The organism is Acinetobacter sp. LoGeW2-3 (assembly GCF_002688565.1).
In the GTDB taxonomy this organism is placed as follows: Bacteria; Pseudomonadota; Gammaproteobacteria; order Pseudomonadales; family Moraxellaceae; genus Acinetobacter.
Window position 1 is genome coordinate 546875 of sequence record NZ_CP024011.1, and the last position, 15122, is coordinate 561996.

Sequence of the window (15122 nt, forward strand, 5' to 3'; positions counted from 1 at the left end):
TGAGCATCAAATTTGATCCGAATTCACTAAAGCAATTGCTGGAGATTGGCTTCCGGATATTTTTGTTTGATTAAATTCTTGGCCTGTGCATAGACCTGATCACTACGTTGTGGACCATAGAAGTCACAGAATACCTGATAGAGACTAGTAATGGCTCTCGCATAATTTTTTGAAGATACATGACTCAACAAGTCCACACTCTTCCACAATTTCTGACAGGTTTCTTGCAACAGAATCTGATCGCATACCAGTTGCTGTCCCAGTTCCATATGAAAGTCTTTCTGATCATCCAACTGAACTTGGCCAAGAACTGACTCACCAAATTCCATATAGGCACGATACTGGGCCATCTGATTCAGAGATACGGCTTCTTCATCTTTAGATGCTGCCCATCCACTTTTTTCCAGAATAGTGAGCTCATGCAGTACCTGTTTAAGCATATCTTTACGGTTCTGCTTCAACTCTTCAGTCGTACAAATTTCACTCAAAAAACGATTCAGTACAAAAGCAGGCTGCTCGCTATATTCCTGTTCCCAATATCCGACGATCTGCTCCAGATGATTCCCTTGAAAATAATGCTGGAGCCCACGCTGAATAGCCTGCCGGCGCTGATCTAGATTGAGCACTTCTGCATTCATACTATACCCTCCTGTTCATTAATGTCGTTTAGTGATTTGGTCTGTATCGAAAGTTACATCTCGTTGGAATTCTGGATAAGACAGTTCAGCATGCTCGGTATAATCCAGACCACGCTGCTCATGCTGAGCACTTACACGTAGACCCCCTAAAATAATATGCAGAACTTTGAACACAACAAATGCAATCCCGAAGCCCCACGCAAATCCGGCACCCACACCCAGTGCCTGAACCGCAATAATGCTGCTATCAAACATTTTACTTTCATAAAATATACCAGCTGCCAAAGTCCCCCATGCACCACAAAAGCCATGTACTGTGACAGCATCGACCACATCATCAATACGCATTTTTTCTAATAGTGCTGGCAATACACTGACCATCAAGCCTGCGATCAAACCCGTTAATACAGCATAGACCGGACTCATCGTGGCACAGCCTGCTGTAATACCCACCAGTCCACCTAAGGAAGCATTAATCGTGGTTCGAATTAAAATGGCTTTACGTCGTACCAGTGCAAACAGCATATAAGCGACTGCTGCCGCACAAGCTGCCAGGTGGGTATTTAAAGCAATGCGTCCAATGCTGACATCGGCATTAACTGTGGAAGCCGCATTAAAGCCAAACCAAGCTAACCATAAAATAAAACCACCTAAAGCAACTAAAGGCAGATTGTGACCTGGTAAATAATGCACTTGGCCATTGCGACCAAAACGTCCTATACGTGGACCTAATACAATAATACCGGCTAAAGCGACCCAACCGCCGATCGAATGCACCACAGTTGAACCAGCAAAATCAATAAAGCCCATGGCTTTGAGCCAGCCTTCACCTTCAAATAGACTGCCCCATGCCCAGCTGCCGAAAATAGGGTAGATTAGACCACTCACAAAAGCGGCACTCACCACATAGGCAACGAAGTGAATCCGCTCTGCCATCGCACCACTGGCAATCGTGGTTGCAGTCGCAGCAAACATCATCTGGAAGAACAGCAGGTTCCAGCTCCAGCTATCCAGTTGATCCGGTGCGAAATGCGACAGACCGATCCAGCCACTGTGGTTCACCCCGAACATCAAGCCAAAGCCAATGGCCCAGAACACCACGCCACCCAGGCAGGCATCCATGTAATTTTTCATTAAAACATTCACGCTATTTTTACTTCTGACTGACCCGCTCTCAATCAGGGCGAAACCAGCCTGCATAAAGAACACCAGAATACCGCCCAGTACCACCCAGACGCTGTCCAGCGATATGCGTATTTCCTGAATATTTTTTACCATTTCTACTGGTTCAGACGCATAGGCAGGTAAACTCAGCAACCCCAGTAAAAATCCAAAATATTTTATTTTTGTCATGTAATTCCCCTATTTCTTAAACAAGAAATAGCAAGAACGATGCCAGACACTTTATGAATTTTTAAATTGTTTTAAGAAGCAATTTAATGTGGAATACATCAATTTTTTATAAAAAAAATATTTCTAATTCACATGATGAATATTTATTATCGATCAAATATCAGTCTATTTTGGTGCACTAAAAAACCCGTGTAAAAATAAAAAACCACCCGAAGGTGGTTTTTTATTTCTAATCTCCTTGAATTCCCCTCTTTTGAAAAGAGGGGTTAGGGGAGATTTTATACATCAGTGACCTGTACCATTAATGGCTTTGGTCATATCTTCCACAACTTTCTTCGCATCACCGAAGATCATCATGGTTTTGTCGTTATAGAATAAGTCATTATCTAGACCCGCATAACCAGTTGCCATAGAACGCTTGATCACCAGAATTGTACGTGCTTTGTGTGCTTCCAGAATCGGCATACCGTAAATTGGTGAGCTTGGATCATCTTTCGCAGCAGGGTTAACAACGTCGTTCGCACCGATTACCAATACTACGTCTGTTGCCGGGAAGTCGGAGTTGATCTCGTCCATTTCCAGAATGTCTTCATATGGTACGTCAGCTTCAGCCAGCAATACGTTCATATGACCAGGCATACGACCAGCAACTGGGTGAATTGCGAAGCGTACAGTGACACCCTGCTCTTTTAACAGGTTTGCCAATTCTTTTACCGCATTCTGTGCACGACCTTGTGCCATACCATAACCTGGTACGATTACTACACTGTCTGCATTCGACATCAGGAAGCCAGCATCATCTGCAGAACCTGAACGGTGGTTACGTTGTACTTGCTCGCCTGAACCCGCTGTCGCAGTTGCTGCACCGCCCATCGCACCACCAAACAATACGTTGATGATTGAACGGTTCATCGCTTTACACATGATGTAAGACAGAATCGCACCTGAAGAACCAACCAGCGAACCTGCAACAATCAGCATGTTGTTTTCTAGCGTGAAACCAATACCTGCAGCAGCCCAACCAGAAAACGAGTTTAGTAGCGATACCACAACCGGCATATCACCACCACCCACTGGCGCAATCCATACCCAACCAAACACTAATGCCAGACCAGTCATTGCCCAGAATGAGGTCATGTTACCAGTCAGGAAGAAATGAATTCCTGCTGCCAGCATTGCCAGAAAGATCAAAGCCTGAACCGGTTTTACCCAAGCACCTGAAATGGTTTTTGCCCATTTCTTTGCAGCCAGTTTACCGTAAGCAAATACAGATGCTGTAAAGGTAATCGCACCAACGAAACAACCCACGAATAATTCGAACAAATGTACTTTGCTCATTTCATGGAACGTTACGCCATTAGCAGCTAAAAGGTCTGGACCCAATTCAATTAACTTGTTGTTATGGATAATCGCTGCAACCGCAATTAGTACTGCAGACAAACCAACCAATGAGTGCATTAATGCCACGGTTTCTGGCATCTGCGTCATCGGTACAGTTTTCGCACGGGCAATACCTACGATTGCACCAAGAACCATTGCCCCTAGAATCATCCAGATCACCGGATTTTCTGCGACAAAGAAAGTCGTCAGTACAGCAATCGCCATTGCGATCATACCGTAGCGGTTACCTGCAATTGCAGTCTTAGGACCTGACAACCCACGTAACGTTAAGATAAAAAGAATGGCACCAATCAAATAGAACCAATTTGCATATTCACGAATGAATTCCATCGATTAGCCCTCTTTTTTCTTTTGTTTTGGTTTGAACATTTCCAGCATTCGAGCAGTCACGGCAAAGCCACCGAAAATGTTAATGCTCGCCAGGAATACTGCGATCGCACCCAGTACGCTCACCACATTAATGGTCTGGAAGTCCACACTGCCTTCAACGCCGACCATTGGCAGGCCAACAGTCTGAATCATCGCACCCACGATAATGATCGAAGAAAGTGCATTGGTTACTGCCATCAACGGCGTATGCAAAGCTGGGGTAACGCCCCACACCACGTAGTAACCTACAAAGATGGCAAGGACAAAAATCGTAATAGTTTCAACCATGAGTACTCTCCTTAACCACGCTTTAACAGCACTTGGCCGCCGTGAGTGACCAGTAGGGCTTTTTGAATTTCTTCTTCTGGATTGATGGCAAAATTCTTTTCGCTATCAAACAATGTTTCAACGAAGTTCAAAACGTTACGTGCATACAGTGCAGATGCTTCAGTCGACAAGGTAGAAGGGATATTTGGAATACCCAGAATCTTCACACCATTTTCAGTCACAACCGTTTCACCGCATTGCGAACCTTCCACGTTACCACCAGTTTCAACAGCCATATCAAGAATGACTGAACCTGGTTTCATTTTGGCAACAGTCTCGGCACGAATTAAGCGTGGCGCATCACGACCTGGCAACAGTGCAGTGGTAATCACGATGTCTGCATTGGAAACCGCTTTATCTACAATAATGGCCTGATCCTTGATGTACTGTTCACCTGGCATCCAGCCATAACCATTTTTGGCAGCATCAGCGGCTTTTTGTTGTTCTTCTTCAGACATCGGTACGTCTAACCACTTACCGCCCAAAGATTCAACCTGGTCTTTTGCTGTAGGACGAAGGTCAGTTGCTTCAACCACAGCACCTAGACGTTTTGCAGTTGCAATCGCTTGCAGACCTGCAACCCCCACCCCCATGATCACTACACGAGCCGGTTTTACCGTCCCTGCAGCAGTCATCAGCATTGGGAACATACGTTGGTATTCTGCTGCCGCAAGAAGCACAGCCTTATAACCAGACAAGTTCGCCTGAGAAGACAGGACATCCATGTTTTGCGCACGAGACAAAGTACGTGGCAAAAGTTCCAATGCAAATGCAGACACATTCTGTGCCGCGAAATGGTCAAGCTCGGTATTGCGGTATGGGTCAAACATCGCCACCACCGTTGCATTCGCAGGTAATTTTTGAATTTCTTCACCCTTCGGTGCACGAACTTTCAAAATCAACTGGCTACCGGTATAGGCATCATCCGTAATTTGTGCACCAACCTGTTCATAAACACTATCGATATAGGCAGCTTTAACCCCTGCACCACGTTCGATTACCACATTATGACCAGCGCTGATCAATTTCTTTACTGTCTCAGGTGTCGCAGCGACACGATTTTCACCGACGACAGTTTCGGCTGGAATTCCGATTTGCATGAGCGTCCCTCAAGCTAATTTTTTCTTAAGTAAACATCGCAAAAACGATGTTTCCCCTCAGGATATGTTTTTGTTGAATTTTTGGATTCTAATCAAACTATTCCAAAATACTACCCAATATTTATTTAATAAATAGCCATATTTTGAACTGACAATTCATAAAATTTAATTACTCATCGTTCATTTATTGATTAAAGGAAATTTTTTAGATTGCCGATTTAATCATCAATTTGGCTTTTAACGAGTGATGTTTTTTCCATCTAAACAGTATTCTGTCAGATCATTTTTTATATATTTTGTTACATTGATTTTTCTGACATAAAAGATGCCCTGTTTTTGACACAAGTTCATGGATTAAGTGAACTTCAGAATAGCTGATAGCAAGTCATCACATCCTCCTATCTCATAAAATTGACTATTCTGACATTTTTCAAGATATTTCAAGAACTCAGATTTATACAGTTATTCAAAGATTTGAATCTCTCTAATTAAGATGTAAATGAAGCGGACTTAATGACTGATAGTGGTTATTTTGACTAAGGAAAATAAAAGCCTGATTGAGACTACATATGTCTAAATTTGATGACTAATTGCTGAAAAAAATTATCTGAATCATTTTTTATATTAATGTCTATACGTCTACTCAAGTGTAAATGCACCTTTTTTGTGCAAAATATCAGCTATCTTGGCATTTAAGCTCCTATACCCTTTTCTTAGTCATGCTGCTAGCAGTTAAAGTCCTCGTTTTTTCAGCACTCTTTACAATTTTTAGAAGATGATTGATCTTATTTAGTGCTGTTTAAACTAATATTTCCCAGAAATCTAAAGTAAAGATTAATGAAATGGTTTCATTTCTATACTATTTTCAGCCTATCCTGATACCTAAATTTGACTTATAGTGCGCATCATTCAGACCTTTATGACACCTAAAAACAGCAAGGAATCAGAATCCACTCATGAACGCTTCTCTCGATATCAGTCAAAATAAACCGTTACTCTGGCTGATGGCGATTGCATGTGGTCTGTGTGCTGGAGCCAATTATTATTGCCAGCCTTTGATTTCCTCTATTCAACAGTATTATCAGGTGCCTGAATCGCAAGTCGCCCTGACTGTAACCTTTGCTCAAGTCTCTTATGCGCTAGGTTTACTGTTCATCGTGCCATTAGGAGACATGCTAAATAAGACCAAGCTGATTCCTGCCTTAATGTGGGGAGCTGCGCTTGGCCTAATGATCTGTGCGACTGCAGTCACTTTACCCATGCTCTGGTTTGGGACGATTATCGCGGGTCTGTTTTCAGTCGCTGCACAAGTCCTCATCCCTTTAGCAGCCATGACCGTTAAACCAGAAAAAACTGGCGAAGTGGTTGGTTTCCTGATGAGTGGTTTATTGGTCGGAATTCTGCTATCGACCAGTATTGCAGGATTACTCTCTGACTTGTTTCATTGGAAAGTCATCTATGCGCTGAGTTCAGTTTCAATGCTAATTTTGGGCATCTATTTACGTGGTCAACTACCGACTCTGCCAAAATTCCGCATTAGCTATGCCGGGATTTTCAAATCCATGGGCCACCTTTTAGCTCAAGAACCACGACTGGTACTACGTTCTCTTACCGGTGCTTTTGCCTTTGCCGCGATGAGCATCCTGTTTTCGACCATTGCCCTACTGCTGACACAACCTCCATTTAATCTAGCGGATGTTATGGTCGGATTGGTAACTCTGGTGGGTGTCTTTGGCGCATTATCCACCCAGGTTATTGGCAAATGGGCTGATCGAGGCTATATCAAATTGCTCAGCTGGCTAGGCTGTTCAATTCTGGTAGGAAGCTGGCTATTTCTCTATTTCGGTGGCACATCACTGATCAGTTATATTCTAGGTTATGCCCTGATCAATCTAGGATTGGCGATTACTCATAGCTGTAACCAGAATGTGATTTTCCGTCTACGTCCTGATGCCAAATCCCGCATTAATTCTATTTATATGACTTTATATTTTATTGGTGGTGCTTGTGGTTCTGCTGCTGGCGTATATGCTTGGCATCATGGTGGCTGGAATATGAGCTGTCTGACCGGATTGGGTTTTGCGCTGGCTGCCACCTGTTTTGCCCTGATTGATCAATGGCAGCAGCGCCGAATACAAGCTTAATCAGATCTAGCTAACTTGCACCACTGGATAATGCGGTTTGCCTGAATCCCAAGTGGCTGAATTTTCTAAAAGAATGCAAATAAAAGTGGGCAACAACCCCGCCAGTACACGGCAACTGTTTTGTAACTGCTTCATGTTAAATGAGCTATGGTAAGTCGTACCGCCCTGCGTGATCTGATGGTGTAAGCTAGAAAGACGATTGAAAATCACCAATAGCATTTCACTCAAGTTATGATCCTGCACTGCCTTTTGTATCTTTTGTTTTTGCTGAGCTAATGTTTCACGGCAGCTTTCCAAACTAACTTTTTGGTGACGATAATCCCAAAAACCTTGATCGGTATAAGGACTATTCAGTAAGGCAGAAATCGGCTGGCTGTATTTCTCCCAAACGATATGCTGAAGTTTTTGCTCCATATCTTTTTGACAGAGGGTTTCCAAAAATTGATGCAGACTGTGTTGATCCTGACGACTCTCGGTTTCCTGCGCATAGATCGAATTAAAACTGATCCATAAGCTAATAAACTTAAACTCTAATTCATCATCCAGTTCTAGTGCTTTCTTAAACCAGCTAATTCCCCGTTGGACACGTAAATTAAAATAATCTGAATGCTGAGGTTTTTTGCTTTTATAAATTTCCTCCAACATAAGCATCGTTATTCTCCTTATTTATCTCGTTTTCTTTATCTTAATCTTAAATATCTAAAAATATAGTCTTGCTGAATGACTGGGAATTTATTTTTTAATCCCAGCGGTTTTCCTGGTGGAGTCTCTCAATCAAAATTGACAGTTCAATATCCCCCTGCGGTTCAGCCTTTAGTCATGCAGCTTTTATGCTAATATTACGCCCTCTTTTCGCAGCACTGCTTTTTTGAGCAGATTTTAAGCACTTTCTGCTCATTCTTGTACTGTGTTACTACTCTTCCATTTCATTTAAGGCGTGATTTTGAATGACTGATCTCAGCACCATTGAAAACAAACTTCAACCTCGCATCAGTGTTGCGCCGATGATGGACTGGACCACCAAAGACTATCGTTTCTTTGCACGTCTGTTTAACCCGAATGTCATTCTCTATACCGAGATGGTGACCACTGGCGCGATCATTTATGGCGATGCCAAACGTCATCTGGACTTTAATCAGCAAGAACAGCCAATTGTGTTACAACTTGGCGGCTCTAATCCCAAAGAGCTCGCGACCTGTACCAAGATGGCACAGGACTGGGGTTACAACGAAGTTAACCTGAATGTCGGCTGCCCAAGTGACCGTGTACAGAACAATAAAATCGGTGCTTGCTTAATGGCTGAGCCAGATTTAGTGGCTGAATGTATTGGCGAGATGCGTAATGCGGTAGATATCCCGGTTACCGTGAAACACCGCATCGGCATCGATGACATGCAATCTTATGAAGAAATGCTGCATTTTGTCGATACTGTAGCAAAAACAGGTTGTAATAACTTTATTGTGCATGCGCGAATTGCGCTGTTACAAGGTTTATCACCAAAAGAAAACCGTGAAGTTCCACCGCTACGCTATGAAGATGTCTACCGTCTGAAACAGGAACGTCCGGAACTGCTGATTGAAATCAATGGCGGGATTAAGTCCTATGCGGAAACGATTGAACATCTAAAACATGTGGACGGCGTAATGATTGGTCGCGAGGCTTATCACAACCCGTACCTATTGGCTGAGCTGGGCCGATTGTGGAATCTTGAAGCGCCGGACCGTTTTGAGATCATGCAACAGATGATGCCTTATATTGCCCAACGTATGGCAGAAGGTGCACCACTGTCAATTATTACCCGTCATATTCTAGGTCTGTTCCAGAACTTGCCAGGTGCACGTAAATGGCGTCAGGCTTTAAGTGGTGGCAATGCCAAAACCTTAAAAGATGTAGAGAATGCCTTGTTCAATATTCAAGAAGCGATTAAACGCACTGAAGACTACCTGCTCGAACAACAAGCCCAGAATCTTTAATTTTTAGATTAGAATTAAAAAAAGCACCGCTCGAAGGTGCTTTTTTATTGAGGTCATTTAACGCAATAGATTATTGACTATAAGCTGTAATATTCCCTACTGGAATCGGTTCTTCAACCCGCTGTGATGCCATAGAAGGTTCCTGCTCCACGGCCGTAGTTGTCTTATTCACTTGATAATCATCAAAACCATCATCGTGCTCGAACTCCGCAGAAATCATCGCCAGTTCTTGCTGTAACTGTTGTTCATATCGCTGAATTTCCACTTCATCAATAAAGGCAAATGCATCCTCTTCCAGCTGCCAGCTATAACCCTGTTCTACCTTTTGGATCAAGACCTTAATCGGAAATGATTCTCCTTGATACTGCACTTGGGAAATCGCCTGAAAAGAATTGTGAGAACGTTCCACGATTTTTACATCCATGACTTTTAACCGGTAATGGCGATAATCCAAACTGGAATCAAATTCACGCTGCATCTGAGCCTGAATATTGCGCGACAGTTCATCAATAGAAACGAAGTAACTGCAGGCTGACAATATCAAGACCAGAAATAATAGACTTATTCTTTTCATACCACCCCCAGTGCTCAAGTTCGAGGCTGGAAAATAAAAAACTTCTGATTCTTATATTGTTATTTTATCTTTTTTAAATTGAACAAGAAATAGACGAAAGTATATTTCAGGGTCAAAATTCTTTGTTTTCTTTTGACCATTTAGTCAATTTTGTATAAATAAAAAAGCCCTGACGATGCAGGGCTTTTAAATATGATCAATTTAGAAGTCATCATCTTGGGAAGGATCATGATGTAGTGCATCGTGAATGGCTTCAACCAGTTGCTGGGCAATTTCCTGTTTCGAAGCCTTTTCCAGATCGCGTTTTTCCATTTGATAAGATTCTGCAAAGAATACCGTCATGGCATTTTCATCGGAAGCAAAGCCAATGTCTGCACGGGAAACGTCATTGCAAGCAATCATATCCAGTTTTTTCGCAACCAGTTTTCCAGCTGCATATTCTTCAATATTGCGGGTTTCTGCGGCAAAGCCAACCATGAATGGACGTTTTTCCTGTTGGGCAATGGTTGCGACAATATCCGGGTTTTTGATCAGTGCGACATTCAGCTCATCACCCGCTTTTTTGATCTTGTGTTCTGCAACTTGCGCTACGCGGTAATCTGCAACCGCAGCAGTGGCAATGAAAATATCACAGCCCTGTTCCAGCATATGCAAGCTTTCATCCAGCATTTTCACCGCTGAGCTAACGTTTTTGCGTTTAACACCATTTGGCGTATCCAAAGTCACCGGTCCGGCAATCAGTGTCACATCTGCACCTGCGGCATAACAAGCTGCTGCCAATGCAAAGCCCATTTTCCCGGTACTGTGATTGGAAATATAACGTACCGGATCAATCGCTTCACGTGTTGGACCCGCAGTAATCGTGACACGCTTACCTGCCAGCTGACCAAATTTTTCAGCAATCGCACGTTGGGCCTTATGGAAATACTCGGTCACCTGACGTGCCAGATCTTCAGGTTCTGGCATACGGCCTAAGCCCACATCACCACAGGCTTGTGAGCCAGCATCTGGCATAATTACATGCACACCATCTTCAATCAAAGTAGCCAAGTTGCGTTGTGTCGGCTTAGCCGCCCACATCTGCTGATTCATAGCTGGTGCTACCCAGACTGGTGCTTTGGTAGCTAGATAAAGTGTACTGAGTAGATCATCCGCCAGACCGGCAGCGAATTTAGCCAAGGTATCACAGCTTGCGGGTGCGACCAGTAACAAGTCTGCCCAGCGTGCCAACTCGATATGCCCCATGCCTGCTTCAGCTTCTGGATCAAGTAATTCAGTATGCACAGGATTACCCGACAGCGCCTGGAACGTCAGTGGCGTGATAAAGGCTTGTGCACCTTGCGTCATAACCACGCGGACATTAAAACCGGCATCTTTCAGACGGCGAACCAGAATTGCACTTTTGTAGGCAGCAATGCCACCTGTCACAGCTAAAATAATATTTTTATGAGGAATTACACTTACGTCGAAGCTCACAAACAGGCTACCTTTCTGTTGCAGTGGCGCTCACAATAGCATTAAATAAGATCATGCCCAAGAGACCTTTCTGGGTGAAAAACAATAATTAATAATAAATAAGTCTAATAAATATGCAATTTTCGATTAAACACTGGCCTGAACAGGAACGTCCACGCGAACGCCTGTTACAGTCAGGCCCACAAAGTCTCTCCGATGCCGAACTACTGGCTATTTTCCTGCGCTCCGGTTCGCAGCAGCATTCTGCAGTTGAACTGGCCCGCATTCTGATTCAGCATTTTGGACATTTGAGCACCTTATTGGATGCGCCTATTCAAGAAATTAGCCAGTTTCACGGTATGGGTGTCAGTAAATTTACCCAACTCATGGCAGTCAAAGAACTGGGACGGCGCTATATTGCCGAGCATCTTCGGCAGGATGCTTTGGAGCTCAATCATTCACGAAAAATCATGGACTATCTACGCTTCGAGCTACTTGGAGAAACTCAGGAAGTCTTTGCGGTGCTGTGCCTGGATGCTGGATTAAGAAAAATCAGCTTTAAAAAATTGTTTTATGGCTCACTTAATTCCTGTGAGATTTCGATTAATCAGTTACTACGACATGCCATTCAACAACAGGCAACATCGATTGTGATTGCCCATAATCATCCACTCGGAGAGCCTCGACCTTCCGCAGCCGATCTTGAACTTACCCAGCAGATTGCAAAGGCCTGTCGGCTGATCGAAATCCGCCTGATTGACCACTGTATCATTGCCCCGGAAGGCAGTTTTTCCTTTGCCGAGCAGCAACTCATCAATACGGTAACACTCTGAACGATAGCGCTTGACAAAGATCTGACAAGTGATGAAGATCATGAAAAAAATTGTGATGATTCCAATAAATGATCGTACGTGACCAACCCAGTATCTTTAAAGTGTTATTTTCATGGCGGGGAACGATTTTACCGAAGGTGCTGCCACCTTTAGGCGTGGTCATGCTCATCTCTGCCATTATTGGTGGGCTATCGTATGTCAATTATGTACATTTACCAGAATTACCTTTGGTCGGCTTTACCCTGATCGGGGTAGTGCTATCGATTTTCCTCGGTTTTAAGAACTCTGCAGCCTATGAACGCTGGTGGGAAGCTCGCAAGCTCTGGGGTATTCTGATTGCCAATGCGCGTCATTTTGACCGTGACTGTCGTATCTTGACTCAGGCACGTCGTGAGCGGGTCATCCAGCATGTGATTGTCTTTGCCAATGTGTTACGCGATCGCCTGCGTCATCAGACTGCCAACCCAACCGAACTGGTACAGACCAGCGGGATGAGCCCTCAGGCATTGCAACAACTCTATCAACAGGCCAATGCACCACAGTACACCTTGAGTTTGATTCAATGGGAATTGATGCAAGCGCTGAAAGAAGGTGAAATCTCGGACATTATCTATGCGCAGATGAACCAGCATGTAGCTGAGCTGAGTATTGTTCAGACCGGCTGTGACCGGATTGCCACCACTCCACTGCCTTTTGCCTATTCAGTATTGCTGAACCGTACGGTGTATTTCTTCTGTTTTATGCTGCCATTCAGCCTGGGCTCAACTCTTGGAATGGTTACGCCTCTATTGGTCGGAATTTTGGCCTATACTTTCTTGGGTTTAGATGCCCTTAGTTCTGAAATTGAAGAACCTTTTGGTACACAAAGCAATGACTTACCACTTGATTCAATGGTCCGTACCATTGAAATTGAACTCTTGGGTACTTTAGGCAAGCCAACGCCACCACCTATTCAGGCTCAAGATCATAATCTATTATAAGAAATGCGATTACAGTTGAACCCAACCCATGTGTTCAGCTCAAAATTAAAATAATGAAAACAATAAAAATAAGATTTTATGAATATCAAGCAACGGATTCATCGTTATACGCCGCAGCCGGTGACGCGTCCTGTTGCAGCTCTAGCGGCCTTGCTACTTTGTAGCGGGGGCTTATTTGCGCTCGGCTGTGTGCTGGCCTGGCAAGGTATTTTATTTCATCCTTTAGAACAGTACTGGATTTTACTACTTCTCATCAGCTTCATACTGGTGTTGAGTGTCAGTTATGACTGGAAACAATATTTCAAATTTCCTTTTCTGATCCAACAATACTTGATCGACTCGAAGCTGGCTCAGGATATCCGTGAAAGAGCTTTACGCAGCTCAGATGCCACGATTATGGGGCAACGTCAGATTCACACGACCCGGCTACACAAACAGCAGCAACTACTATTAAAACTCAATGATCATGAAACACCACAATGGTTTAATGTCGACCTGAATCAGGTCTTTAACACAGAGCCTTATCTGGATATCCATGTTCGGCCCAGTGATGCCCTCATTGGCCAGCAGGTTTTGGTCTACTATCTGATGCGTACACGCTGGATTGTGCAACTATATGCATATGATGGTGATCAGAATTTTCAGCATCTACAGCATTATATCGCAACGCCGATCCGTGGACGGATTTACTTCGACCATATCCCAAGTCGACTCATGCTGGACTTACCGAGAGTTGCACATATTCAGGCGAGTCGTGAAGATGACTCTCCATCTTATACGCTTAAGCTAAGTACCAATTATGGCAAATACTATCGGGTGTCCTGCAAAGCAGCACATTTTGACAAACTGGAACTGGCGCTCGCTAATCTGATTGATTTTTTACGTTATCGAGATTTCAAACATCATCCAGAAATCCGGCAAGCTGTAATTTCTAAGCATCATCCTTTTCTTTATCGCAATTTATTGAACTATATGCTGATCGCTGCATTATTACTGTTTGCAGCCACGACAGCAGATTGGCAACTGGCGCTCCTGAGTTTGGTAGTCGCCTGCCTGCGAGGCATGAGCATCCAGCAGCATAAGCAATCACCATTTATTGAAGCCTGACTAATAAGTACCTTAATTACCGAAAACTTTCCCAGATACCAACCTGCTCTTCTTTAACAGCTGGGATATGGCCAAGCTTGATCCAAGGCATATTTTCACCATGATAATCACTGCCTACAGAAACTTTTAATCCATATTCAGCAATCATCCGATCGACCATCTGCCGGGTAGAAGCTGGATCTACCGCTGGTGGCAGTTCGACAGCATCACCACCAAACTTGGCGAAAATTTCAATTAAGTAACGGATATTGGTTGCAGATAAATCATAACGGGTTGGATGCGCCAGCACAGCATAACCACCACTGGCATGAATTACCTGAATGGTTTCTTCCAGTCCGAGCCCATCAAACTTCACATAGGCTTTCTTACCTTCCTTGATATATTTATCAAAGGCCTGTTGTGGACGGGTAACAATTCCCTTTTCAACAAGCGTTTTAGCAATATGGGTACGGGTAACACGGTCTGGGATATTGTCGACTTTGGCTACTACATCTGGATAAATATCCTGTCCAATCAATGGAGTCAGTAGTTCACAGATTCTTTTCGAGCGTTCAGCCCGAATCCGTTTTTGCTGCTCCAAAGCCTGTTGTAGTGGCTCAGGATTTTGGATATCCAACGCCACAATATGCACGACATAATTCTTTTTGGTAGCAGGACGTGACCATTGACTGGAGATCTCCACACCGGAAATGATCTTAATTTCGTGATCTTTCGCGACCTCACGTGCCAGCTCTAATCCGTCCATGGTGTCATGATCAGTCAAGGCCAGAGTATGGATAAAGCTCGCTGCTGCGGCCTTAACCAGCTGCTGTGGACTCAAGGTTCCATCAGAAATATTGCTGTGTGTATGTAAATCTACGCCGTGCAT

General features: G+C 43.7%; 14 protein-coding genes. 5 read left to right on the top strand and 9 right to left on the bottom strand.

The genetic code is table 11. From position 1 onward, the window contains the following. Positions 1–26 precede the first annotated feature (26 nt). The 5 genes from BS636_RS02655 to BS636_RS02675 form a co-directional block, all read right to left on the bottom strand. Positions 27–638, bottom strand: a complete 612-nt coding sequence (locus BS636_RS02655) for a hypothetical protein (protein WP_099337391.1) — start codon at positions 636–638, stop codon at positions 27–29. Positions 639–656: 18 nt separating this feature from the next. After that, positions 657–1991: an ammonium transporter gene (locus BS636_RS02660; RefSeq protein ID WP_099337392.1), complete on the bottom strand. Its 1335-nt coding sequence runs from the start codon at positions 1989–1991 to the stop codon at positions 657–659. A gap of 285 nt (positions 1992–2276) precedes the next feature. Next, positions 2277–3722 (bottom strand): NAD(P)(+) transhydrogenase (Re/Si-specific) subunit beta, encoded by a 1446-nt coding sequence (locus BS636_RS02665; protein WP_099337393.1) that lies wholly within the window; start codon positions 3720–3722, stop codon positions 2277–2279. 3 nt (positions 3723–3725) lie between these two features. Further along, on the bottom strand, positions 3726–4049 hold the full coding sequence (locus tag BS636_RS02670) for a proton-translocating transhydrogenase family protein (RefSeq protein ID WP_004783638.1): 324 nt from the start codon (positions 4047–4049) through the stop codon (positions 3726–3728). A gap of 11 nt (positions 4050–4060) precedes the next feature. Further along, positions 4061–5188 carry a Re/Si-specific NAD(P)(+) transhydrogenase subunit alpha gene (locus BS636_RS02675; protein ID WP_099337394.1) on the bottom strand — a complete coding sequence of 376 codons (1128 nt, stop codon included), beginning with the start codon at positions 5186–5188 and terminating at the stop codon, positions 4061–4063. Positions 5189–6144: 956 nt separating this feature from the next. On the opposite strand from BS636_RS02675, the gene BS636_RS02680 reads away from it, so the two are divergent. Next, positions 6145–7332 (top strand): MFS transporter, encoded by a 1188-nt coding sequence (locus BS636_RS02680; protein WP_099337395.1) that lies wholly within the window; start codon positions 6145–6147, stop codon positions 7330–7332. 6 nt (positions 7333–7338) lie between these two features. On the opposite strand, the gene BS636_RS02685 is transcribed toward BS636_RS02680, so the two are convergent. Then, positions 7339–7983, bottom strand: coding sequence for a HEPN domain-containing protein (locus BS636_RS02685; RefSeq protein WP_099337396.1), 645 nt, complete (start codon positions 7981–7983; stop codon positions 7339–7341). Positions 7984–8279: 296 nt separating this feature from the next. Here BS636_RS02685 and dusA point away from each other — a divergent pair, with 296 nt between their 5' ends. Then, entirely contained in the window at positions 8280–9305 is a 1026-nt protein-coding gene (gene dusA, locus BS636_RS02690) for a tRNA dihydrouridine(20/20a) synthase DusA (RefSeq protein ID WP_099337397.1), read from the top strand. A gap of 70 nt (positions 9306–9375) precedes the next feature. Here the strand turns inward: dusA and BS636_RS02695 are convergent, their stop codons facing one another. After that, entirely contained in the window at positions 9376–9879 is a 504-nt protein-coding gene (locus BS636_RS02695) for a hypothetical protein (RefSeq protein ID WP_099337398.1), read from the bottom strand. Positions 9880–10080: 201 nt separating this feature from the next. After that, positions 10081–11355 (bottom strand): bifunctional phosphopantothenoylcysteine decarboxylase/phosphopantothenate--cysteine ligase CoaBC, encoded by a 1275-nt coding sequence (gene coaBC / locus BS636_RS02700; protein WP_099337399.1) that lies wholly within the window; start codon positions 11353–11355, stop codon positions 10081–10083. Between the two features lie 113 nt (positions 11356–11468). Here coaBC and radC point away from each other — a divergent pair, with 113 nt between their 5' ends. The 3 genes from radC to BS636_RS02715 all read left to right on the top strand — a co-directional run bounded on the left by radC (position 11469) and on the right by BS636_RS02715 (position 14254). Next, a complete protein-coding gene (gene radC, locus BS636_RS02705) occupies positions 11469–12167 on the top strand; it encodes a RadC family protein (protein WP_099337400.1) in 699 nt (232 codons plus the stop codon). Positions 12168–12235: 68 nt separating this feature from the next. Continuing rightward, entirely contained in the window at positions 12236–13147 is a 912-nt protein-coding gene (locus BS636_RS02710; protein WP_099337401.1) for a bestrophin family protein, read from the top strand. 78 nt (positions 13148–13225) lie between these two features. Beyond that, the gene (locus BS636_RS02715) at positions 13226–14254 is read left to right on the top strand and encodes a hypothetical protein (RefSeq protein WP_099337402.1); all 1029 of its coding nucleotides are present in this window, start codon (positions 13226–13228) and stop codon (positions 14252–14254) included. Positions 14255–14270: 16 nt separating this feature from the next. On the opposite strand, the gene BS636_RS02720 is transcribed toward BS636_RS02715, so the two are convergent. After that, positions 14271–15122 (bottom strand): PHP domain-containing protein, encoded by an 852-nt coding sequence (locus BS636_RS02720; protein WP_099337403.1) that lies wholly within the window; start codon positions 15120–15122, stop codon positions 14271–14273.

Bases quoted from the DNA above. Each gene is read 5' to 3' on its own strand.
- BS636_RS02655 (WP_099337391.1), bottom strand. From the start codon at position 638: ATGAATGCAGAAGTGCTCAATCTAGATCAGCGCCGGCAGGCTATTCAG.
- BS636_RS02660 (WP_099337392.1), bottom strand. From the start codon at position 1,991: ATGACAAAAATAAAATATTTTGGATTTTTACTGGGGTTGCTGAGTTTA.
- BS636_RS02665 (WP_099337393.1), bottom strand. From the start codon at position 3,722: ATGGAATTCATTCGTGAATATGCAAATTGGTTCTATTTGATTGGTGCC.
- BS636_RS02670 (WP_004783638.1), bottom strand. From the start codon at position 4,049: ATGGTTGAAACTATTACGATTTTTGTCCTTGCCATCTTTGTAGGTTAC.
- BS636_RS02675 (WP_099337394.1), bottom strand. From the start codon at position 5,188: ATGCAAATCGGAATTCCAGCCGAAACTGTCGTCGGTGAAAATCGTGTC.
- BS636_RS02680 (WP_099337395.1), top strand. From the start codon at position 6,145: ATGAACGCTTCTCTCGATATCAGTCAAAATAAACCGTTACTCTGGCTG.
- BS636_RS02685 (WP_099337396.1), bottom strand. From the start codon at position 7,983: ATGCTTATGTTGGAGGAAATTTATAAAAGCAAAAAACCTCAGCATTCA.
- dusA (WP_099337397.1), top strand. From the start codon at position 8,280: ATGACTGATCTCAGCACCATTGAAAACAAACTTCAACCTCGCATCAGT.
- BS636_RS02695 (WP_099337398.1), bottom strand. From the start codon at position 9,879: ATGAAAAGAATAAGTCTATTATTTCTGGTCTTGATATTGTCAGCCTGC.
- radC (WP_099337400.1), top strand. From the start codon at position 11,469: ATGCAATTTTCGATTAAACACTGGCCTGAACAGGAACGTCCACGCGAA.
- BS636_RS02710 (WP_099337401.1), top strand. From the start codon at position 12,236: ATGATCGTACGTGACCAACCCAGTATCTTTAAAGTGTTATTTTCATGG.
- BS636_RS02715 (WP_099337402.1), top strand. From the start codon at position 13,226: ATGAATATCAAGCAACGGATTCATCGTTATACGCCGCAGCCGGTGACG.
- BS636_RS02720 (WP_099337403.1), bottom strand. From the start codon at position 15,122: ATGCACGGCGTAGATTTACATACACACAGCAATATTTCTGATGGAACC.